Origin of the sequence: Bifidobacterium breve DSM 20213 = JCM 1192, from assembly GCF_001025175.1 — a bacterium.
In the GTDB taxonomy this organism is placed as follows: Bacteria; Actinomycetota; Actinomycetes; order Actinomycetales; family Bifidobacteriaceae; genus Bifidobacterium; species Bifidobacterium breve.
This window is the reverse complement of the sequence record NZ_AP012324.1, coordinates 1,345,215-1,369,129: the sequence shown is the minus strand read 5'-3', so window position 1 is coordinate 1,369,129 and position 23,915 is coordinate 1,345,215. Positions and strand designations below refer to the sequence as shown.

Sequence of the window (23,915 nt, the reverse complement as noted above, 5' to 3'; positions counted from 1 at the left end):
TTGCCAGAAGTGTGCCCATGTGGTATGCGCACTGCGAGGCAAGAGATCAGGAGGAGCAGTTTTGGCCACGAAGGAAACGACGGCAACCAAGCAGACAGCCGAGTCCAGCGAGGAGACCGAGACCAAGAAGAAGGCCAGCTCTACCACCGCGCGTAAGACCTCCGCCAAGAAGACCAAGGCCACGAAGGGCACCACGGCTGCCAAGACCGGTGAGAAGACTTCACGTAAGACTTCGGCCAAGAAGGTCAAGAAAGAGGAGGAGCTTCCTCAGAACGACATCAGCCAAAGCGATGACCCGGAAGATCTTGACGTCGATAACCTTGATGAGGATCTTGACGACGTCGAATCCGAGGACGTCGATGATCTTGAAGATGCCGATGCCGAGTCGGACGACGAAGACATTGACGATGAGGATGACGAAGACGAGGAAGACGAAGGCAAGGCCGCATCGAAGGCTCCTGAGCAGCCCAAGGAAAAGGGTGCTTATGTGGTTTCCGACACGGATGATGAAGAAGAGAACATCATCCCCGCCGGCAATCCGAAGCGTCGTGTGATTGCGGCAGGCGCCACCGCCGACCCGGTCAAGGACTACCTCAAGCAGATTGGTCGCGTCAGCCTGTTGAATGCCGAACAGGAAGTTGACCTGTCCGAGCGCATCGAGGCCGGCCTGTACGCCCAGCATCTGCTCGATACCGAAAGTGAAGGCATGGAGTTCAAGCGCAAGCGTGAACTCAAGTGGGCCGCCGCCGACGGCAAAAAGGCCAAGGATCATCTGCTGGAGGCCAACCTGCGACTCGTGGTCTCGCTTGCCAAGCGCTATACCGGCCGCGGCATGCTGTTCCTCGATTTGATTCAGGAAGGCAACCTTGGTCTGATTCGTGCCGTCGAGAAGTTCGATTGGAAGAAGGGCTTCAAGTTCTCCACCTACGCCACGTGGTGGATTCGTCAGGCCATTACCCGTGCTATGGCCGATCAGGCCCGTACCATTCGTGTGCCCGTGCACATGGTCGAAGTGATCAACAAGCTGAGCCGTGTGCAGCGCCAGATGCTGCAGGATCTGGGCCGTGAGCCTACGCCGGACGAGCTGGCCCGCGAGCTGGACATGCCGGTCGAAAAGGTGCAGGAAGTGCAGAAGTACGGCCGCGAGCCGATTTCCCTGCACACCCCGCTCGGTGAGGACGGCGATTCCGAGTTCGGCGATCTCATCGAGGATACCGATGCCATTGCTCCGTCCGATGCAGTGGCGTTCTCCCTGCTGCAGGAGCAGTTCAAGCAGGTGCTGGAAACCCTGTCTCCGCGTGAGGCCGGTGTGATCAAGATGCGTTACGGTTTGGAGGACGGCCAGCCGAAGACCTTGGACGATATTGGCCGTGTATATGGCGTGACCCGAGAGCGTATCCGCCAGATCGAATCCAAGACCATGTCCAAGTTGCGCCACCCGTCCCGTTCGCAGACCCTGCGCGACTTCCTGGATCAATGACGGTCGGCCCGCTTAGCAGGCCGACTGCGCGAGGAGTTTGACAGCCCACAGGGCTGTCAAACGACGGAGCCATCCGTTGAAGGCTCCCCTGAAGAGGGGAGCCAAATTATTAGAAAATAGGACTGTATGCCCAAAGAAGAATACGGCGCTAAGGATTTATCCGTCCTTGAGGGTCTGGACGCGGTACGCAAGCGTCCGGGTATGTACATCGGTACCACGGACTCGCAGGGTCTTATGCACTGCCTGTGGGAGATCATCGACAACTCCGTCGATGAGGCGTTGGCCGGTTTTTGCAACAACATTGTCGTTACTCTGCACACTGATGGATCGGTGGAAGTCGCAGACAACGGCCGAGGCATTCCGGTCGATAAGGAACCGAAAACCGGGCTATCCGGCGTGGAAGTTGTCCTGACCAAGCTGCACGCGGGCGCCAAGTTCGGCAATTCGTCCTATAACGCGGTCGGTGGCCTGCACGGTGTGGGCTCTTCTGTGGTCAACGCATTGAGTTCCCGTCTTGATGTGGAAGTCGATCGTGACGGCAAAACCCATCACATGGCCTTCCATCAAGGGCATCCCGGCGTATACGCAGACGCTGATCCAGTCAACCCATCTCCGGACTCGCCGTTCAAACGTACCCGTAAGAATAAGCCCACCGAGCTGGAAATCATCGGCAAGGTTTCGCCCAAGACCACCGGAACCCGCATTCGTTACTGGTACGATCCGGAAATATTCAATAAAACTGCTGAATTCTCATATGAGCAGCTCATCGACCGTGTGCGTCAGACCAGTTTCCTAGTGCCCGGTCTTAAAATCACCATCGTCGATGAGAATGTGCCGAAAACCAACGGGGCCGATACGGTCGGCACTGAGCCCAACGAAGATGTCGCAGTCGTAGCCGAATCACTGAATGCGGACGAAACGGCTAACGCAACCGAGTCATTCTCCGGCGAAGACTCCCCACTTGACGGATTCGCCGAGCTTTCGGACGATGCGTCTGTTGACGGCGACACCGAGGCTCCGGACGAGGAGGATTTCTCGCTGTCATCCGCCACTGAAGTGGTTGATGGCGCTTTTGGCGAACAGCCTGCCCATCCGCGTACGGTCGAATTCCTGCACACCGGTGGCGTCAAGGATTTCGTGGACTTCCTGTCCAAAGGCGAGCCCATCTCCGATATCTGGCGTATTCAGGGTGAGGGCACCTACAAGGAAGAGACCCAGGCCGTGGGCGAGGGCGGCGAACTGCATGCCCAGGAGATCGAACGCACTTGCGGCGTAGACATCGCCCTGCGTTGGGTGAATGGTTACGACACCACGATCATGAGTTTCGTGAACATCGTGGAGACGCCTGGCGGCGGTATGCACGTGGACGGCTTCATGAATGCTATCACCAAGCAGATTCGCAAGGCCGTGGAAGACAACGCCCGCAAGCTCAAGGTGAACCTCAAGGACTCCGCCATGAAGGTGGAGCGTGACGACATCCAGGCCGGGCTCGTGGCCGTGGTCACCGCACGTGTGGCAGAACCGCAGTTCCAGGGGCAGACCAAGGATGTGCTTGGTACCGCGCAGGTCAAGCCGATCGTCACCAGGCTCACCGACAAGCAGTTCGGCGAGATGATCACCGGTTCCAAGCGCGGCTACAAGGAGCAGTCCGCCCGCGTGCTGGAGAAGATCGTCGGCGAGATGCACGCGCGTATCCAGTCGCGCAAGGCCAAAGAGGTCACGCGCCGCAAGAACGCGCTCGAATCCGCTTCCATGCCGGCCAAGCTGTCCGACTGCCAGCCGGGCAACGACGACGTGGCCGAACTGTTCATCGTCGAAGGTGATTCCGCACTCGGTACCGCCAAGGCCGCCCGCAACGCCGGCTTTCAGGCGCTGCTGCCGATTCGAGGCAAGATCTTGAACGTGCAGAAGGCCTCGATCACACAGATGCTGTCCAATAAGGAATGCGCGGCCATCATCCAGGTGGTGGGCGCTGGTTCGGGCCAAAGCTTCGACATCGAACAGTCGCGTTATCACAAGATCATCATGATGACTGATGCTGATGTGGATGGCGCGCACATTCGTATTCTGCTGCTGACGTTGTTTTACCGGTATATGCGCCCGCTTATCGAACATGGTTACGTGTATGCGGCCGTGCCTCCGCTGCACCGTATCGCGCTGACCGGCTCGCATAAGGGCGAATACATCTACACGTATTCCGATGACGAATTGGCCGGCAAACTGGCCGACCTCGATAAGAAGCGCATCGGCTACAACGATGATATTCAGCGGTACAAGGGTCTCGGCGAAATGGATGCCGATCAGCTGGCAGACACCACCATGGATCCGCGCACGCGCATGCTGCGCCGCATTCGCATGGAAGACGCCGCCCAGGCTTCCGAGATCTTCAATCTGTTGATGGGTGATGAAGTGCCGCCTCGCAAACAGTTCATCGTGGATAACGCCGATGACTTCGACCGTTCCAAGATCGATACCTGATCGAAGACGTCGCTGATAATGACATCGTGCTTACCGAGAATTTCCGTAATTGGCGTTTGAGGTGAGCACGTTGTCATATGTTTTATGCGTGTTGCCCATGAGTTATTCGATAGACTGATGACATCGTTATCACAGCCAGTGTCGTCTATGGGATAGGAAGTGGGTTATGGCCAGTCTGCTGCTTGCCGTCATCTACGTGGCGTTTATCAGCTTGGGGTTGCCGGATTCCCTGCTGGGGTCGGCATGGCCCACCATGAGCCAAGATCTGAACGTGCCGGTATCTTGGGCGGGCGGCATTTCCGCGGTGATTTCCATGTTTACCATCGTCTCGGCGTTGCTCTCGGACCGTATGACGTTGAAATTCGGCGCAGGCAAAGTCACTGCAGTTTCCGTGGCGCTGACCGCAATGGCCTTGGCCGGCTTCTCCGTCGCCCCGAATTACTGGGTGTTGTTGCTGATTGCCATACCATACGGTCTTGGCGCAGGCGGCGTTGATGCGGCGTTGAACAACTACGTTGCCATTCATTACGAAAGCCGGCATATGAGCTGGTTGCACTGCATGTGGGGCGTCGGCGCATCGGTGGGGCCGTACATTATGGGCTATGCGCTTTCGCAAGGCCAAGGCTGGCCATGGGGTTATCGGTACATCGCCATCCTGCAAGTGATGCTGACCGTCATTTTGGTGTTCAGCCTGCCGTTGTGGAAGAAGCGTGGTATTGCCGCAGCCGGCGAATCATCCGGCGAAACCGCGCAGTCGGACGAAAACACTGATGGAGAGACGGTCGCCGAGCGTAAACCCCTCGGCGTTGCCGGTGTACTGGCCATACGCGGCGCCAAAGAAATCCTCGTGATGTTCTTCTGCTACTGCGCCATCGAATCCACAGCTGGTCTATGGGCCTCCAGCTACATGGTGATGCACAGCAGTATCGATAAGATCACCGCCGCCAGCTGGGCCAGCCTATTCTATGTAGGCATTACTGTGGGCCGCGCGCTTTCCGGCTTCCTGACCATGCGATTCAAGGACCCGGTTATGATCCGCCTCGGCCAGGTACTGGTATTGGCCGGTATCCTCGTTATGTTTGTGCCGTTGCCGCATCATCTTGGTGTGGTTGCGGGGCTGATTATCGTAGGCCTCGGCTGTGCGCCCATATACCCATGCGTGATTCATTCGACTCCCGTCTACTTCGGCGAGGATAATTCCCAGGCCATTGTCGGCGTGCAGATGGCCTGTGCCTATGTGGGATCGCTGCTGATGCCGCCGCTATTCGGCGTCATCGCGCAGTATGTGACCATCAGCCTGTATCCATGGTATTTGCTGGTGCTGTTGGTGCTCATGGTGGCTATGCATGAGCGTCTGCGCAAGCTGCGCGGCTGACCGTGTGCACGTTTGGGCTCTCCGCTTACTATGCTTGTAGCCCATGGTGATAAGTGAAGAAGAACATGAACAGATGCCGGAGCCCGTACGGGAACGACTGGAAGCGCTGAAGGATGCGCAGGGCTCGGTAATCGTAATTGGTTCGATGAATGCCGATTACACAGTGACGACTAAACGACTGCCCAAGCCGGGCGAGACCGTCCAGGGCGGTGCCATGAAGGTGATGCCCGGCGGCAAGGGTGCAAATCAGGCGTCCGCTGCAGCCCGTCTCGGCTTGAACGTCCAGCTGCTGGGTGCAGTGGGCGACGATGCCAATGCGGATTTCCTGCTGAGCAAACTGGACGAGGCCGGCGTTGGCACCGCCGATATCCTGCATGTCGAAGGCCCCAGCGGCACCACGGTGATCACCGTCAGTGCCGAGGGAGAGAACACCATCGTCTATTCTCCGGGAGCCAATTCCAAGGCGGCTGCGGGCTATGTGCAGTCGCATCGATTGACCATCGCCGGTTGCTCGGTGCTGGGACTGTGCCTGGAAAGCCCGATTTCCACCGTGGTCGCCGCCGCTCAGACTGCGCATGACGCCGGTGTGACTGTGCTGCTCAACGACTCGCCGTTCATGGATGAGCTGCCCCATGAACTGGTGGAGGTTACCGATATCCTGCTGGTCAATCAGCATGAAGTGGCCCAGCTGTTGGGGCTGCCGGACGGCGATGTGGAGTCGCTCGACTGGTATGAAGTCGCCGAACGATTCACGGATTACGGCTTTGATCGCGCCATCGTGACGCTTGGTGCATCCGGTTCCGTGGTGATCGAAAACGGCCGTTGGCATCGTGTGTCTGCAGCGCAAGTCAAGGCGGTGGACACCACCGGTTGCGGCGACTCGTTCATGGGCACCGTGCTTGCGGGGCTTGCCGCCGGCTATACGCTGCTGCAGTCCGCGCAGATCGGCTCCTATGTTTCCGCCTATGCCGCCACGAAGATCGGCGCCCAAAGCGCCTACGGCACCGCCGACGAGGTCATCGCATACTTCAGCTGAGACCCGATCGGTTCCCCTCTGTGATAAGACTGATTCCTCACAAAGGACGGTCATGATGTGATTCCCTTTGCCCCCTCTCTGACGAGGGGCTCCCGTGAAGCGGGTGAGGGAGAGATGCGCAGGCCCCGCCTGCGAGCAATGGACTCCCAACCGGAATCTTCACGATGTTTCCCCGCATCGCTATAATCGAACATATGTGCGAAAGCTTGAGTCTGTTTTCTGAACCTACCAAAGCGTGGTTCGAACATGCCTTCGGTCAGCCGACCGAGGCACAGGCTCAGGCATGGCCGGCGATCCATTCCGGACGGAACGTATTGGTCATCGCTCCTACTGGCTCCGGTAAAACATTGGCCGCGTTTCTTTCCGCCATTGACCGGCTGATGACCGTGTCTCGTACGCGGCGTGCGGGCGTGCGTGTGCTGTATGTTTCGCCATTGAAGGCGCTCGCAGTCGACGTGGCCAAAAACCTCGAACAGCCGTTGGAGGGTATCGCTGCGCAATGTGAGGCGCAGGGGCTGCCCGCGCCGAAAATCGCGGTTGCCAACCGGTCCGGCGACACCACTGCTCAGGAGCGTCGGCGCATCGCCTCCCGTCCGCCGGACATCCTTGTCACCACGCCCGAATCGCTCTATCTGCTGCTCACTTCCAAGGCCGGGCGGATTCTCGGCACCGTCGACACGGTAATTGTCGATGAGATTCATGCGGTGGCCGGTACCAAGCGTGGTTCGCATCTGGCATTGAGCCTTGAACGGTTGGAAAACCTGGTCGCCGAATCGCGCAGACGCGACGCGATGGACCGCAATGACGGCGAATCCAAGGTTTCGGATGATTCCGGTAATGAACCTCTTCTGCAGCGTATCGGGCTGTCCGCCACGGTCAATCCGCCCGAAGAAGCCGCACGTTTTCTGACAGGCGGCAGACCGGTTACCATCGTGAATCCCGGCGGCAGGCCCGCGATGGATCTGCGTATGGTCGAACCACTGGAAAACATGCGCGATCTGCAATCTGTGAACGCCAAGCAGCGCGTCGGCGGCGTGGACTCCGAACGTCCGACTCCGCATATCAGCGGTGTTACGCCGGCCATGCAACGGTTGGCGGAGCGCAAGGGAATCGTGCAAACGGGCGATTCCGGTTTGTCTGCGGGTGGGAATGGCGTGCTGGTCGGCGGCGAAGCCGGTGCTGGTGGAGATGGCGCCCTGTTGTCGGGCGAGCGTACGACAGGCGGCGCCTTTGACTCCGCTGTGCTGGTCGGTGCGGCCGGAGACCGGACTTCTGGCTCCATCTGGCCGGTTGTGGAACGCAGCGTGCTTGATGAGATTCTGGCACATCGCACCACGTTGGTGTTCGTCAATTCGCGTGGCGTGGCCGAGAAGCTCACTGCGCGGCTCAATGACCTTTATGCACAAACCCGGCATGAAGTCGATCCCGACTTGGTACGGGACATGGGGTCGCCCGAAGGCCGTGAGGGTTTCGCCTCGCATTATGATGCGGTGGTCGGTTCCACCACCATGTTGGTCGGCTCGCATGAAGGCGATGACGTCATCGCCATGGCCCACCATGGTTCGGTCTCCAAAGAGCGACGAAAGATGATCGAGGAACGGCTCAAACGCGGCGAATTGCGTTGTGTGGTGGCCACCTCGAGCTTGGAACTGGGCATTGATATGGGTTCGGTCGATCTGGTGATTCAGATTGACACGCCTCTGTCTGTTTCCTCGGGTTTGCAGCGGGTGGGCCGTGCCGACCATCAGGTGGGCGGTGTCTCGCATGCGTTGTTCTATCCGTTGACCCGCCAGCAGATCGTTACCGGCGCCGCCAGTCTGGAGTCCATGATCGCCGGCGATATCGAGCCGCTTGCCGTATTGAAGAATCCGCTTGATGTACTTGCCCAGCAGACCGTGGCCGCCGCCGTGATGCATGACCTCAAAGCGGACGACTGGTATGTCACCGTGCGCCGGTCGGCACCGTTTGCCGATTTGCCGCGTGACATGTTCGACGCGGTGATCGGCATGATGTCCGGCGAATACAACACCGAGGAGTTCTCCGCCTTCCGGCCGCGACTGGTGTGGAATCGGGATAACGGTCTTATCTCGGCACGTCCTGGCTCGCAGAAAGTGGCGGTCACTTCAGGCGGTACGATTCCTGATCGAGGCCTGTACACCGTGGTATTGCCTGAGGTGGATGCCGGCAAAGGGCAGCGCCGTGTGGGCGAACTCGATGAGGAGATGGTCTATGAATCGCGTGTCGGCGATGTGATCACACTCGGCACTTCCACATGGCAGATTCAGGACATTACGCGCGACCGTGTGGTCGTCACTCCGGCGCCCGGACGAACCGCCCGACTGCCGTTCTGGCATGGTGAGGGAGCTGGACGTGACTACGGTTTCAGCCGCGCCATAGCCCGCTTCACCCGTGAAATCGCCGACGGATTGGTGATGGAGCAAGGTGGCTATTCTGGCTTCCCTCTCCGAGGGGAGCTGTCCGCGGAGCGGACTGAGGGGAGGAGCACTCCGACCTTCACCCACGCAATCCTCACCCGCCTCCACCAAGACGGTCTCGACTCTAACGCCATCGCCAACCTCGCCCGTCTACTTTCCGAACAACGGGCCGCCACCGGTGCGGTCCCCAGTGATCGGACCCTTATCGTGGAACGTACCCGAGATGAAGATGGTGGCTGGCGCATTGTGCTCTTAAGCCCGTTCGGCCGCCGCGTCCACGAACCCTGGTCCATGGCCATCAGTCGCAGACTCAGCCAACGCTATGGATTTGACGGTCAGGTATATGCCGCTGATGACGGCATCGTACTGCAGTTGCCGGAAGGCGACGGACACATTCTCGCGTGTGACCTATTCCTGTTCGACCCTGAAGATCTCAGGGCGGACGTGGAACGCCAAGTGGGCGAATCCGTGTTGTTCACCTCGAGATTCCGCGAATGCGCCGCACGCTCACTGTTCATGCCCCGCTCCGATCCTGGTCGTCGTGTGCCGCTCTGGCAACAGCGTCTTCGTGGCGCACAACTCCTGCAATCCGCACGCACGGTCAAAAACTTTCCGCTGCTTCTGGAGACCGCGCGCGAATGCCTGCAGGACGTCTACGACATGCCCGCACTGAACGAGGTGATGACCGGATTGCACTCCGGAACCATCGCCTTGAAGGACGTGGAAACCGAGTCGCCTTCGCCGTTCGCCGAGAATATCCTCTTCGGCTTCGTGGGCACGGTGATGTACCAATACGATCAGCCTCAGGCCGAGCGCAGCACACAACTGCTGTCCCTGGACTCGCAGATGCTTGAGCGATTGCTCGGCACCACCGACATGGCCAAGGTGCTCAATCCTGATGTGATCCGAGAAGTTGAGCAGGAGCTGGAGAAGCGGACTTTCTGGAACGAACTTGCCGCCGATGACGTGACCGGGCGAGTGACCCGTTACGCGAAAACCCATGGTCCGTTCACCGCAGATCAGATCATCGCCTACCTGCATCTTGACGCCGCAAGCGTCGTACATGCATTGGACGAGTTGGCCGCCAAAGGGGACCTTCTCCAAGGTCATTTCGTGGACTCCACTTCATGCTCCCGCTGGCGGGAACTGGACGCGAAGCGGACTGAGGGTGGTCCATATCCGGAGAAGGGTCGCCCTCAGTCGACTCCGTCGACAGCTCCCGCCAGCGGGAGCGAACAGCAATGGCTTCATAAGGACGTGTTCCGTCGTATTCGTTCGCGGTCATTGGACAAGGCACGCAAGGCAGTGCGGCCAGTGGAACCGGAAGCCTTCCAAATGTTCCTTATCGACAGGCAGGGCATCGGTCCGGTCGGCGGTGAGCGATACGAGGGTGCGGATGGGCTCATGCGTGTCATCGAGCAGCTGGAGGGTGTCGCGCTGCCGGCTGGTCTCTGGGAGACCGCGATATTCCCCGCTCGCGTGCGTGACTATCAACCGTCGATGCTGGACGAACTTCTTACCGGTGGCGATGTGGTGTGGGTGGGGTCCAAAGCCGGCGGCACCGGTGCCTTGGAGCCCGGAGAGATCGCCTTCCATCCCGCGGATTCGGTACTGCTTGGCGATACCGAGGCCTCGGAACTTTCGGCAGGTGCCGCATCCTCCGGACGGTTCGACTCCAAGCCGGATGCATCGGCTGATGGCGATAGCGAGACCATGCCTGAATCGATAATGACGGCGTTGACTTCGGGCGGCGCATTTCATGCCCGTCAGCTGGCAGATGCCGCCAAGCGCGTCTGGAATGAGACCTCCGAGCCGGACATCAACCCAGATACCGGCGAGATTATCCCGCAGGAGTGGAGCGAACGGCAATTCAAGGACGCCTTGTGGAGTCTGGTGTGGCAAGGCAGAATCAGCAATTCCAGTTTTGCACCTGTGCGTGCGCTGACTGCGGGAACTGGTGGCTCTCGCAAGGCTTCGACCTTGCGTCGCCGCGGTCGCGTGACACCAATTCGTCGTGCCTCTGCGGATATGACGTTGGGCGGCCTATGGTCGGCTGTTCCCGGTATGGGGGAGGACGAGTCGACGGAGCGTGCGCTCGCATTAGTCGAAACATTGTTGGACCGCTACGGCGTGATCGCACAGCCGCTGATCGACAAGGAAGATATCCCGGGTGGTTATTCGGCCGTCTATCCGATATTGAAACGCATGGAGGAACATGGACGACTGGTGCGTGGCATGTTCATACATGGCTTCGGCGCGGCGCAATTCGCCGAAAGCGACACGGTGGATGAGCTGAGACATCCGTCGGAGCATCGCAGCCAATCCGTGGTGGCCGTGAGCGTACTTGATCCCGCGAACCTCAGTGGTTCGGCAATCGGTTGGCCTGATGTGCCAGTAAGTGCAGGCAGGCCTGTACGCCGTGCCGGAGCTGTAGTCGTACTTGGGTCGCAAGGTGCGTTGCTCTATGCAGCCGCCAAAGCCAAGCATTTGACCGCATTCCAGCGATCTGCCGATGTCGGTGTCGTTTCCGCTGGGTCGATTGAAACTGGTGCAGCGTCTAATGGGCTGACTGAGGGTGGTGTCTCTTCTACCGAGTCAGCTTTTGAGACTTCCCCTGATTTCGGCATGACGAATGATGAACAGTTACGCAAGGCGGCCACAGAACTCGCATATGCCCTCAAACGCAGCGGCAATGGCACCGTAACTTTCAGCGATATGAATGGCGAGCCTCTCAATGCCCGACATCCCTTCGCCCGCATTCTTCATCAGGCCGGATTCATCCCCGTGCCACAAGGTATGCGGTTGTACTGAGACATCATGTGGTCGCATTGAGGCATGCGGCTGTACTGGATGGATGCATGCGGTCTACTACGCCGCATTGTCGTGGGAATTATGGCATCGTGCATTATTTTGTCGAGGATTGTATCTTTCCATGGCTGGCTCAGCGGGGCGACATTGCGATGGCGGTCTGGGTGTCACTTCGCCAAAAAGCCTTAGTGGGGTGGCATCGTGATAGCGGTTTTGGGATTGTCCCTGTTGGGATGACTTCAGCGGGGCAATGCCATGATGGCGGTCTTGGAATCGTCTTGTTGGTATGGCTTTAGTGGGGTTGCACCGTGATGGCGGTCTTGGAATTGCTTTGCTGAGATGAGTGAGCGAGGCAGAATGTTGATAGCTCTCTTGCCGTTGCCTTGCTTAGATGTCGTCAGTAGGGCAATTTCGTGATTCCAGCCTTATCAGGGCCTCGATAAGGTATCTGGAACGGGGCAATAGTACGACTGCCATCTTGGTGTTGCCTCGTTTGGATTTCCCATGAGGGGAATTTCGTGGTTGGGATATCCGATTCGCCTCGATGAAGTGAGCTTAGCAGGGCAAAACTGCGATACCTCTCTGTTCCGCTCTATTGAAATGATCGCAAATGAATCGAGATCGGCACCGGGTGGTGGACTTCGGTCGGATGCGATCAACAAAAGATGATGGATTTCGTCCAGTCACGAATTGCGAATTAGTTGCAGGGGAAAGACGATAACGAATGCATCCGGGCGTGAGCGATTTGAGAAAAACCGACACTGCCATATTGCAAAAACGGTATGAGATATTGTCTTCGTCGGATAACCAGACGGGACCAAAGGAAGCTGGAACCACATTACCTGTTCGGGTTTCTGGAATAGTGCATCATTGCATATCGTCGATATTATGAAGCATCACAAAGCAGTGGAAACATTATTGGAAGTGTCGCAACAGGAGCGTCGTTGTGCATTCGGCAGAACCAAAGCAGAGCGAAGCGCATTGGAAAGACGGGCTTCTGCACAGGAGCTTGAACGGGTATTCCCCGGCCTGTTTGTGAAACCTGACTTTTGGAAGTCGCTGAACCCTGCCGAGAAGTCCGCTCATATTGCGCGCACATTGGGACTCCGCCATGGTCACTGGGTGTTTGCCGGTCTGACCGCCGCAAATCTTCACGGGTTCGAACATCAATGGTTACTGCATGACGGCACAATAACCATTGCCACACATACTCAGGGAAGTGATACCGGTAACGGACGAATACGGCGATTGTTCATACCGAAAAGCCAGCAGACGGATATACGGCATATTGATGGTGTTGCCGTGACCAGTGAAGCACGAACAGTGGTGGATTGCGCGCTGACTCTTGAATTCCGCTATGCACTGCCCATTGTCGACTCGGCATTGCGTCGGGGCGTTGCTATTAACGACATCATCGGCATATGCGCCAGTATGCAACGCGATTGCACTGCGGCGCTGCGGTTGTTGCATTATGCTGATCCTACCAGTGAAAATGGCGGCGAATCATTGACACGTGGCACCATCCTCGAAGGCGGATACAAGATTCCCGAATTACAGCAGACCATTATCGACCCCCAAACCGGCATGGCATATCGTGTTGATTTTCTGTGGCGGCTTGAAGATGGTCGCATGATCGTGGGCGAATATGATGGAACCCGCAAATACGTCGACCCAGAAATGACGGATAACAAAGGTGTGAGAGAAGTCGTTGCTGACGAGCGCATTCGCGAAGAAGGTCTGAAGCGAGGCGGAGTCAGTGCCATCGTGCGTTTCGGATTCGACGAAGTGATGAAGCGTACCCCACTCTTGCATAAACTCCGTATGGCAGGCATACCATTGCGCTCATAATGAGAAAACGCAGTATCTGTCAGAATCATTGCGGCAGAACGATCCAGTGCGATTGATGAGACGCTGATACACTCATATTCATGAGAATGAGCGGCTCAGGATTTGATTCCACGGAATCGACTTATTATCTGGCCTCCCCGAACAATGAGGTAAAGGATACATTCCTGTATCCTTTGATTGCCGGCTCTCTGTCATATCTTCCTGGCTATTCGCTTCGTCACCGATCAATGGATAATTTCATGCTTGCCTACATCAGGGAAGGCGAATTGAATATCAAAGTCGCCGGTAGGCTGTTCACCGTCCATGGCCCGAGCAAGTGGGGGAACGACTGGGCATCAACGTCGTCAACTGCGGATATTGCGGTGCCAGCACTGTCGACTATCAGACATATGGACCGTGGCAGCTCGGATGAGGGGAATCATAGAAGAGTCTATTGCGCTTCAGCCGAGATTGGACGTTACTATTCTTTCCGTCCCGGAATTCGCGCTCGAGCAGCCAATCATGACTCGTTTCAACATGAGGACTCTTATGGAATTGAACCACGCGGTCGAGCAACTAAACGAACGCTACCAACGGATGTGCCAGGACAAAGGCTGGAGATTCCTCGATTATGCGTCGAATTTCAATCAGCGAAGGGTACTGTACGGTAACACCATTCATCCAAATCAGCGGGGATACGATGTCATCGCCGGCCTGATTGCGGAACGTATGGGTCGTGTGATTCGGCCGTAATAAACCGGGTTGTCACTTACTGCGTTGAATTTGGAAAAGTTATGAGGCGGAACCAGAAACGGTGGACCCGCCTCATTGTGAGCATTCCTATGCGATAAACGCGATGGGGGATGCGAGGTCCACGCCGGAACCGTCGCGGCGCATGTCGGGTTTGGGAAGCTCGACCGGGGAGCCGGCGGATGTGGAGGCGTGCAGCGGATAGGGGCCCACCCAGGCGAGAATCAGCGTGTTCTGGCCCTTGAGGAAGCGCTGGGAACGCACGCCACCGGTGGCACGACCCTTGGTGGGATACATCTCCAGCGGAGTCACCTTGGCGGCGCCGTTTTCGGTACCGGGCAGAGCATCCTCATCCCCGGCCACGGTGAGCACTACCGCGCCCGCACCCGAAGTCAGACCGTTCTCGCCTTCCTCGTAGGTCCAAGCCACCTTGCCGGCGGGCACCACATTGAAGGCCATCACATGAGCACCCTCGGCGAGCTTGATACCGGCCATGCCGCCGGCCGTGCGGCCCTGCGGGCGCACGTTCTTCGCATCGAAGGTGAGTAGCGAGGAATCAGAGGAAACGAACACCAGACGGTCGTCATTCTCAGCCACGGCGGCGAACACCACTTCGTCCCCGTCCTTCACGTCGATGACCGGCCAGGAATCCATGGTGGTAGGAGCTTCTCGGTTCCAACGCTTGACCACACCGTTGCGGGTGCCGATGGCCAGCGACGGCAGCGGCTTGGCCTCCGCCGTGGTTTCGCCGTCGCCGCCGTTTTCGCCGTTATCGGCCGACTGCTCCATGGCGATTGCGGTCACCACTCGTTCCCCGCGTACGGGGTCGGTGGATTCGGTCATGCTGATCAGGTCGTCGGCCTGGACTCCGCCCTGCAGAGAAAGCGTGGCGGACGCCGGCAAGGCCGGCAGATCGACCACATGTGCCAGCACCAGGCGTCCGGCCGAGGTGACCAGACCATAGGTGGCGCGGGTGGAAGTCCGGAAAATCGTGGTGATTTGATCATCGTGCAGACGTTCGTCGGACGCGGAACGTGAGTTGAACACATCCATGGCGCTCGGCGTGGTACGGGCGATCAGGCCCGTGGCGCTCATCATCACCACGCACGGCTCGTCCTCGATCTTCAGGGCTCCGGTCAAAGCGGACTGTTCGCCGGTCTTCTTGGCGGCCGCAGCGGCGGCAGCCACATCGGCCTCGGCGGAGGAAATGGTGGTGGCGGACTTCACAGCCTCCAGCGCGGATTTCGAAATTCCGGAAGTGCCGGAACCCTGTGCCACGACCGGCGTCAACGTGCCGTCGGGATCGGCGTCCAACAGCACGGTGCGACGCGGCGATCCCCACTTATCGACGGCCTCATCCATTTCGCTGGTGACCACATGGTCGAGCGCTTCGGCGGAGGCCAGAATGCGGGTGAGCTCCTCGATGCGCTTCTTCAAATCGTCACGCTCGGCCTCAAGTTCGATGCGGTTCATCTTGGTCAATCGGCGCAGACGCAGATCCAGAATGTACTGGGCCTGGACCTCGTCTAGATCGAATACGGCCATCAAACGGGTCTTCGCGGCATCCGCATCATCCGAAGTGCGGATCACCTGGATTACCTCGTCGATGTCCAGCATGGCCAGGAGTAGTCCCTCGACCAGGTGCAGGCGTTCCAGGGCTTTCTTCTTGCGGTATTCGCTACGGCGGCGAATCACCACGCGACGGTGATCAACCCATACCTGCAGCATCTCTTTCAAGCCCATCGTGTGCGGACGGCCGTCCACCAACGCCACGTTATTCATGGCGAAGTTGTCCTGCAACGGCGTGTGCTTGAACAGCTGGACGAGCACCGCATGCGGATCGAAACCGGTCTTGATCTCGATGACGATACGTGTGCCGTTATGACGATCGGTCAGGTCGAACGCGCCGGAGATACCCTCCAGCTTGCGGTTCTTCACACCGTCGGAAATACGCTCGATCACCTTTTCCGGACCTACCATGTACGGCAGCTCGGTGACCACGATGGCCTGCTTGCGGGCTGTGACATGCTCGATATGGGTGGCGGCGCGCGTGGTGAGCGTGCCTCGGCCGGTGGCGTAGGCCTCGCGAATGCCGTCGCGGCCGATGATCGTACCTCCGGTGGGCCAGTCGGGGCCCGGAACATAGCGCATCAGCTGTTCAAGCGTGGCATCCGGGTGAGCCATGAGGAACTTTGCAGCATTCACCACTTCGCCGAGATTATGCGTGGCCAGATTGGTGGCCATGCCTACGGCGATGCCCGAACCGCCGTTGACCAGCAGGTTCGGAATTGCGGCCGGCAATACGGTCGGCTCTTTGAGCTTGTTGTCGTAGTTCGGCGTGAAGTCAACGGTGTCTTCGTCGATATCCGCGTTCATGCCGAGAGCTGCCGGGCCGAGTCGAGCCTCGGTATAACGGGAGGCTGCCGGGCCGTCGTCCAAGGAACCGAAGTTACCGTGGCCGTCCACCAGCGGCAAACGCATCGCGAATGGCTGGGCCAAACGCACCATGGCCTCGTAGATTGCGGAATCACCGTGCGGGTGGAGCTTGCCCATCACCTCGCCCACCACGCGGGCGGACTTCATGTACGGGCGGTCGGGGGTCAGGTTCATCTCGCCCATCTGGTAGACGATGCGGCGCTGCACCGGCTTCAGGCCGTCGCGCGCATCGGGCAGGGCTCGCGCGTAGATCACCGAATACGCATATTCGAGGAAGGACTTGCTCATCTCCTCGTTCAGCGGCGTCTCGACGATATGCTCCTTGACCGTACGCGGATCATAGGTTTGCGCGGACGGTTTGCGGTGTGATGCCATGAAACTCCCTTTCGAACTCGCCCTATATTAGCGTCAGGTCGCGAAACGGCGCGCAGCGAATGGTTCTCAATAGGAAAAGTGTGAGTGCTCGGCCAGTCCAATCGCACATAAGACGACGAAAAATGGCGGAACTTCAGCACAATGACTTATGTGCGATTGATTGATATTGTGCGTTTGGCTCACACTTTTGCGATGGGGCACGGTTTTCTGTGAGCCCTATAATGAGCAATTATGAGTGTTGAGACGCCGGATATGGACGAATTGCTGCGATTGGTGCCCACAGTGACTTATGGGGACACAGCTGCGGGCCGTGGGGGAGCGCTGCACCTTTCCGCCGTATTGCCGGCTCTTTCCGCCGCCATTGGTCATCCGATCTCGACCAAGGTCCACGCCGATCCCCAAGCCTGCAAAAAAGCCCTCGGGCTGCCTGACGCCACATCGGCCATCGTGGTGCTCGTGGACGGACTTGGCTACTGGAATCTCGCCATGCGCCTCGGCCATGCACCCTACCTGCGCTCGCTGATGAACGAGAGCGCCAACCAGCGTCCCATCGCGACCTGCGCGCCCAGCACCACCGTAGCCGCCATGGCCACGTTCGGCACCGGCACCTGCCCGGGATTGACCGGTATGGCCGGATACACGCAGCTGGAGCCGAACAACCACAAGCTCATCCAACTCATCCAATTCAAGGATGCACTGGCGCCCAAACCCGTCAATCCAAGAATCACCACCCCTCCCATGGTCGATCCTCATGATTTGCAACGTGAACAGACCGTGTTCGAGAAGCTTCGCCGTCAGGAGGTGCGCGTCACCAGTTCCGGACTGCCCAAATTTGCCGGCTCTCCACTGACCGAGGCAGCCTTGCGCGGCACTGATTATCAGGCCAATGTCACCCCGCGTGATCGCGTGCTCGCCGCAGCACGCGCCGCCAGGAGGCCCGGCCTGACCTATCTGTATATCCGTGACGCGGACAAGGTGGGTCACAATTACGGCTGGGATTCCGAGCATTGGGTGGCGGCTTTCGAACACATCGACGCACAGCTTGCATTATTGAAACGTAGCGCGTCAGCCGGCACCTTGATCGTCATCATCGCCGACCATGGCATGGTGCAGACCGACATGGATCAGCGGCTCGACATCGCGACGGAGCCTTCGCTGATCCATGGCGTGGAACTGGTGGGGGGAGAGCCGCGCTCTCTGATGCTGTACGCCGAACCCGGCGAATCACCGGACGCCATAGCCGATCGCTGGCGTGACCGCTTGGGGGACGCGGCGTTGGTGCGTACCAAGGAACAGGCATGTGCCGATGGGCTGTTCGGCCCTGTATCGGAACGTATTCGGCCGATCCTCGGCGACGTGATGGTACAGGCTGCCGGCGCGGCCACATTCGTGGATTCGCGTACTCAGGGGGATAAGGCCACCCATTTGCCTAGCGTGCATGGGTCGCAGACGATGATGGAGATGGATATTCCCTGTTTGATTGACGTCGCCTGACCGATATCGTCTGACCGATATCGACATGGCATAGTCATATGATTCCGGGGAAAAGAGTCGTATCGTCAGGCGGCTATATCCGGCTATGCCAGATATAGCGAATAATCAGTCGCCGAACAGAATCTCATCCCAGCTGGGCACCGCCGAGCGTCCCGACTTCCTTCTGGACGGCTTCGCAGCGGGTTCCGCCGGAGCTGCTTTGGCGGGTGCTGCGGTCTGTTCCTTTTTTGCGGCTTTGCCGGTTTCCACTGGCGCCGCACCGGAATCGGAGGTGACTTCGTCATGGATCGGGGCATCGGATTGGGCAGCCGGAATCCGGCCGTCATCGGGCGGCGTCTGCGTACTCGCGGCACCGGTCGAAACCGGTGCGGAAAGCTTGACCGGCGGCATGGACCCGGAGGCGGAGAGATCGATCGGAGGCATCGAGCCGGTGGAGGTCACCGGATTCGAGGACGCCGGACGGGTCTGCGGAGCAGACGGCTTTGGCGCGGCCCATGCAGACACGGCACGCTCGATACGCGCCGAACGGACGGAATCGCCCGGCAGCGCAGGTTCCGGCGAAGCCTTTGCGCCGCCTGCGTTCTCGGTCCTCGGATTCTGCTCGCCGAGCAGCTTGCGTGCGGCATTGTTCAGGCAGACCACGGAATTGTCGTGCATGTTCCAGGTCCATTCGGCGTGGATCTCACGTCCGGCGGAAGTGAAAATCGCCACGATATGCCATGGTTCCAGCCCACGGCGGGTGGATTTCCAGGTCACCGACTCCATGCCGATGGACGCCGCCGCCAAAGTGCGTTCGACCAGCTCATTGATGGTGCGCACCTTGCTGTCCTTCGGAGCGGGCACCGTCAGGAACTGTTCGATCGCATACTGTTTTTCGGTTTCCACCGCGGCGGAGAAACGCCGTACCAGCGTTGTGCTCAGTCCGTAGCGTTCCGCCACGCGGGACGGGTCGGCGCCCGCACGAATCAGCGACTGGATCTGCGAGATGGGAAGTGTGGACTGCTCATGGGGCTGTTCCGGCTGCTGCTGTTCGCTGCGAATCTGCTTGGCCTCGAGAATCGCCCGTTCGAGCGTGTCGTCCAAGCTGACGGCGAACTGACGGCCTCCCAAGGAGAATACGAGGTCCCCCGTTTCGCTTACGCGCTCGAAACGGGCCTTCTCGAGCCGATCCTTAGGCATATGCACACCACTTTCCGTCGCAAAGACATTACTTATTCCCAGTATGCCCCACGTGTCGAACTTTACAAGTATTTCAAATCATGTATCCTATGGGCGAGTACAACGCGGCGAAACCGCGCGAACGCCAACGGTAGACGACGAAAGGACCATAATGGCTCAGGATTATGATTCCCCCCGTAACAAGGACGAGGACGAGGAATCGCTGCAGGCTCTGGGAAAGTCCGCGCAGAATACCTCGAGCGACATCGACGATGATGAGAACGCCATTGCCGAGGATTACGAACTGCCGGGTGCCGATCTGAGCAACGAGGACTCCTCGGTGACCGTTATCCCCATGCAGGGTGACGAGTTCATCTGCTCCCAGTGCTTCCTGGTCAAGCACCGCAGCCAGCTCGCCTACACCGACGAGGATGGCCAGCCGGTGTGTGAGGAGTGCGCCGCCTGATGGCGTTTGACGAGACCTACAATGAGCCTGAGTCCACCGAGGTCCTGGTCAAAAGCCTTGACCCCGAGCACCCGGCCCGGCTGCATTACGCCCATGCGGGCGACGCCGGCGCCGACCTGATCACCACCGTTGACGTGACCCTGAAACCGTTTGAGCGTGCACTGGTTCCCACCGGTGTGGCTATAGCCCTGCCCGCAGGATATGTGGCACTGGTCCATCCGCGCTCCGGCCTTGCCTCCAAGCAAGGCGTCACCGTGCTCAACGCGCCCGGCACCGTCGATGCCGGATATCGTGGCGAGATCAAAGTGCCGCTGATCAATCTCGACCCGGAGCATACCGCCGTCTTCCACCCGGGCGACCGCATCGCCCAGATGGTCATCCAGCGCTATGTCGAAGCCCGATTCATCCCCGCCGAGACCTTGCCCGGCTCAGACAGGGCGGAACGGGGATTCGGATCCACGGGAGTGGCGTCCTGATTCAACCGTAGGCGGGGTCTGGATGCGATTGCCAACACGCAGTCAACCCCGATACACGGCTACAATGAGTGTCATATGAGGGAGGTGACTGGCATGTCGGAGATCGATGGCGAGCAGTATGCCGCCCGTAAGCTGGGATGCGAGATCAGTGCTGATCCGCTTAATCCGCTTGAACCAATCAAACAGGTGTGCAAGGCTCATCACCCTGGAGAGGATTTGTCCATCCTCGATCGCGCCTATCGGCGTGCCGTCATCCAGCATTCCGCTCAGCGCCGCAAGTCCGGCGAGCCGTACATCATCCACCCATTGGCCGTTTCCCAGATTCTTGCCGATCTGGGCATGGGCCCGATCGTGGTGGCGGCCGGTCTGTTGCATGACACTGTGGAGGACACGGACTACACACTGGATCAGTGCCGTGCCGAGTTCGGCGATACTGTGGCCGGTCTGGTTGACGGCGTCACCAAGTTGAGCCAGCTCGAAGTGGGAGACTCGGCCCAGGCCGAAACCATCCGCAAGCTCGTGGTGGCCATGAGCCGTGACGTGCGCACCTTGGTGGTCAAGCTCGCCGATCGTGTGCACAACGCCCGCACTTGGCGATACGTGAAGACCACCTCCGCCCAGAAGAAGGCGCGCGAAACCCTCGACGTGTATGCGCCGCTGGCCAACCGTCTGGGTATGAACGCCATCAAGACGGAGCTCGAGGAACTGAGCTTCAAGGTACTCTACCCGAAGATCTACAACGAGATCGTGGTGTTGGTGGCTCGTCGGGCTGGCCAGCGTGACGTGTACTTGAAGCAGATTCTGGCCGAAATCAACGAGGATCTGGACGAGCAGAACATCAAGGCATACGTCACCGGACGCCCGAAGGACTACTTCTCCATCTACCAGAAGATGATCGTGCGCGGCCATGATTTCGCGAACATCTACGATCTGGTAGGTGTACGTATCATCGTCGATACCATTCAGGACTGCTATGCGGCGCTTGGTGCCGTGCATGCGCGGTGGAATCCGGTTCCCGGCCGGTTCAAGGATTACATCGCCATGCCGAAGCTCAACATGTACCAGTCGTTGCACACCACGGTGGTCGGCCCCGGCGGTAAGCCGGTCGAAATCCAGATCCGTACGTGGGACATGCACCGTCGTGCCGAATTCGGTATCGCCGCGCACTGGAAGTACAAGGAGAACGGCCAGGCCGGTCGTGCCCTGAGCTCGCCAGACAAGTCCGACCGCAAGCGCGATGTGAACAATCAGGAGCTGTCCGAGGCCGATAACCTCAAGTGGATTCAGCAGCTCGCCGATTGGACCAGCGAAACCCCGGATTCCAACGAATTCTTGGGCTCTTTGAAAGAGGATCTTGGCTCGTCCGAGGTCTATGTGTTCACGCCGAAGGGCAAGATCGTCTCCTTGCCGGCTCATGCCACACCGGTTGATTTCGCCTATGCCGTGCATACCGAAGTGGGCCACCGCACCATGGGCGCGCGTGTCAACGGGCGTTTGGTGCCGCTCGACACCACGCTTGATAACGGCGATACGGTGGAGATCCTGACTTCCAAGTCCGATACTGCCGGTCCTTCGCGCGACTGGCTGAGCTTCGTCAAGAGCCCGAAGGCACGAAACAAGATCCGCCAATGGTTCTCGAAGGAACGTCGTACCGAGGCCATTGAGGAAGGCCGCGACGAACTGACCCGCGCTATGCGCAAGCGTAACCTGCCGGTCAATGCGCTGCTGACCACCGAGGCACTGATCGGTGTGGCCGACGACCTCAATTTCCCGAACGCCGACGCTGTGTTCGCCGCCATCGGTGATGGGCAGATCTCCACGCAGAACGTCATCTCGCATCTGGTCAAGGATGCCGGGGCCGACGAGGTCGATGAGGAAGTCGAGCAGGAAGCCCTGCCTCTGAAGCCTGTTGAGCGTAAGAGCTCCAGCAGCTCTACCGGAGTGTCCGTCAAGGGCGTGGGCGACGTGTGGGTCAAATTGGCTCGTTGCTGCATGCCGGTGCCGGGAGATCAGATCATCGGCTTCATCACCCGTAATCAGGGCGTGTCCGTGCATCGTACCGATTGCCAGAACATGATCGATCTGAAGAACAAGCAGCCCGAGCGCGTGGTCGAGGTCGAATGGACCAGCACCAAAGGTCTGTTCATGGTCAAGATCCAGGTCGAGGCCTTGGATCGTCGCAACCTGTTGTCCGACGTGACACGCGTGCTGTCCGATCATGGCGTGAATATCATCTCCGGAACGATCGCCACGGGTTCCGACCGTGTGGCCACCAGCCAGTTCAGCTTCGAAATGGCCGATCCGCAGCACCTCAACACGTTGCTGGCCGCCGTGCGCAAAATCGATGGCGTGTTTGACGTGTACCGTCTGACCGGTGCCAAGGAGTCCGCTGAGCCGCGTATGCGCAAGATGAAGTAGTCCGTACCGTACTCTGGCTCCCCTCCAGAGGGGAGCCAAGAACGAGTAAGCCCTCTGATTGGAATCGATCAGAGGGCTTTGTTGTCGGTTGTGGTGGGTCTTACTCAGCCACGTCCACGGAGAGGATCACGGCCGGCTCGAGCGGGCGATCCATCGGATCGGTTTCGACGGCCTCGAGCTTGTCGACAACCTTCTTGGAAGCGTCATCAGCAACTTCACCGAAGATGGTGTGGTGGCCATCCAACCACGGGGTCGGCACGGTGGTGATGAAGAACTGGGAGCCGTTGGTGCCGTGCACCTTGCCGTCCATACCGCGGCGCAGACCAGCGTTGGCCATGGCCAGCAGATACGGCTTGTCGAACTTCAGGCTCGGATCGATCTCATCGTCGAACTCGTAGCCAGGGCCGCCGGTGCCGAGCGGGCAACCACCCTGAATCATGAACTGCTTGATGATGCGGTGGAAGGTCAGACCGTTGTAGAACTTGCCGTGGGAAGGCTGACCGGTGTACGGGTCGGCCCATTCCTTCTCGCCGGTGGCGAGGCCCAGGAAGTTGGCCACGGTGTTCGGGGCCTTGTCGTCGAACAGGTCGATGGTGATATCGCCCTCAGAGGTGCGCATGATTACGGTAGTCATGGTCTTAAGTGTCTCATGGGCTTGAGACCGGCCGGGAACCCCAATCCCGTCATGCTTTGAGGGCATGGACGGGAAACTCGAGCCGGACGGGACCCCGGATGGCACGAAACCAGCCAAGGCGCCTTTAGCAGCACCCGAGATTCTGCCCTCGATCGGGGCGTCGGGGTTGAAGGGACTGACAAGGAACCTGGGGGAGCCAGCACCTACCAAAGCACCTGGCTTCTCGGCAAAAACTCCATACTCGGCCGATTTTGCATATCCAGCCTCGG

At 59.0% G+C, this 23,915-nt stretch carries 14 protein-coding genes; 11 read left to right on the top strand and 3 right to left on the bottom strand.

Going from position 1 to position 23,915, the window contains the following annotated elements; translation table 11 throughout:
* Positions 1-61: 61 nt before the first annotated feature.
* The 7 genes from BBBR_RS05945 to BBBR_RS11140 all read left to right on the top strand — a co-directional run bounded on the left by BBBR_RS05945 (position 62) and on the right by BBBR_RS11140 (position 14,192).
* Positions 62-1,480 (top strand): RNA polymerase sigma factor, encoded by a 1,419-nt coding sequence (locus BBBR_RS05945; protein WP_003830657.1) that lies wholly within the window; start codon positions 62-64, stop codon positions 1,478-1,480.
* Positions 1,481-1,606: 126 nt separating this feature from the next.
* Positions 1,607-3,958, top strand: coding sequence for a DNA gyrase/topoisomerase IV subunit B (locus BBBR_RS05940; RefSeq protein ID WP_003830658.1), 2,352 nt, complete (start codon positions 1,607-1,609; stop codon positions 3,956-3,958).
* Positions 3,959-4,124: 166 nt separating this feature from the next.
* On the top strand, positions 4,125-5,333 hold the full coding sequence (locus BBBR_RS05935) for an MFS transporter (RefSeq protein ID WP_003830659.1): 1,209 nt from the start codon (positions 4,125-4,127) through the stop codon (positions 5,331-5,333).
* Positions 5,334-5,376: 43 nt separating this feature from the next.
* Positions 5,377-6,369: a ribokinase gene (locus BBBR_RS05930; protein WP_003830660.1), complete on the top strand. Its 993-nt coding sequence runs from the start codon at positions 5,377-5,379 to the stop codon at positions 6,367-6,369.
* Positions 6,370-6,563: 194 nt separating this feature from the next.
* Positions 6,564-11,615 (top strand): DEAD/DEAH box helicase, encoded by a 5,052-nt coding sequence (locus BBBR_RS05925; RefSeq protein ID WP_032738357.1) that lies wholly within the window; start codon positions 6,564-6,566, stop codon positions 11,613-11,615.
* A gap of 885 nt (positions 11,616-12,500) precedes the next feature.
* Entirely contained in the window at positions 12,501-13,460 is a 960-nt protein-coding gene (locus BBBR_RS05920) for a hypothetical protein (protein ID WP_003830665.1), read from the top strand.
* A 528-nt stretch (positions 13,461-13,988) separates the two neighbouring features.
* Positions 13,989-14,192 (top strand): SGNH/GDSL hydrolase family protein, encoded by a 204-nt coding sequence (locus tag BBBR_RS11140; protein ID WP_223261712.1) that lies wholly within the window; start codon positions 13,989-13,991, stop codon positions 14,190-14,192.
* Positions 14,193-14,279: 87 nt separating this feature from the next.
* On the opposite strand, the gene BBBR_RS05910 is transcribed toward BBBR_RS11140, so the two are convergent.
* A complete protein-coding gene (locus tag BBBR_RS05910; RefSeq protein ID WP_003830667.1) occupies positions 14,280-17,000 on the bottom strand; it encodes a DNA gyrase/topoisomerase IV subunit A in 2,721 nt (906 codons plus the stop codon).
* A gap of 231 nt (positions 17,001-17,231) precedes the next feature.
* On the opposite strand from BBBR_RS05910, the gene BBBR_RS05905 reads away from it, so the two are divergent.
* A complete protein-coding gene (locus BBBR_RS05905; protein ID WP_003830669.1) occupies positions 17,232-18,494 on the top strand; it encodes an alkaline phosphatase family protein in 1,263 nt (420 codons plus the stop codon).
* Positions 18,495-18,599: 105 nt separating this feature from the next.
* Here the strand turns inward: BBBR_RS05905 and sepH are convergent, their stop codons facing one another.
* Positions 18,600-19,673: a septation protein SepH gene (gene sepH, locus BBBR_RS05900; RefSeq protein WP_003830671.1), complete on the bottom strand. Its 1,074-nt coding sequence runs from the start codon at positions 19,671-19,673 to the stop codon at positions 18,600-18,602.
* A 151-nt stretch (positions 19,674-19,824) separates the two neighbouring features.
* On the opposite strand from sepH, the gene BBBR_RS05895 reads away from it, so the two are divergent.
* The 3 genes from BBBR_RS05895 (at position 19,825) to BBBR_RS05885 (ending at position 23,012) form a co-directional block, all read left to right on the top strand.
* Positions 19,825-20,118, top strand: coding sequence for a DUF4193 domain-containing protein (locus tag BBBR_RS05895; protein ID WP_003830675.1), 294 nt, complete (start codon positions 19,825-19,827; stop codon positions 20,116-20,118).
* Positions 20,118-20,594 (top strand): dUTP diphosphatase, encoded by a 477-nt coding sequence (dut, locus tag BBBR_RS05890; protein WP_003830677.1) that lies wholly within the window; start codon positions 20,118-20,120, stop codon positions 20,592-20,594. Before BBBR_RS05895 ends, dut begins: the two co-directional genes overlap by 1 nt.
* A 93-nt stretch (positions 20,595-20,687) precedes the next feature.
* Positions 20,688-23,012, top strand: coding sequence for a RelA/SpoT family protein (locus tag BBBR_RS05885; RefSeq protein ID WP_025341798.1), 2,325 nt, complete (start codon positions 20,688-20,690; stop codon positions 23,010-23,012).
* Between the two features lie 100 nt (positions 23,013-23,112).
* Here BBBR_RS05885 and BBBR_RS05880 read toward each other — a convergent pair whose 3' ends face one another.
* The gene (locus BBBR_RS05880; RefSeq protein WP_032738358.1) at positions 23,113-23,646 is read right to left on the bottom strand and encodes a peptidylprolyl isomerase; all 534 of its coding nucleotides are present in this window, start codon (positions 23,644-23,646) and stop codon (positions 23,113-23,115) included.
* Positions 23,647-23,915 lie beyond the last annotated feature (269 nt).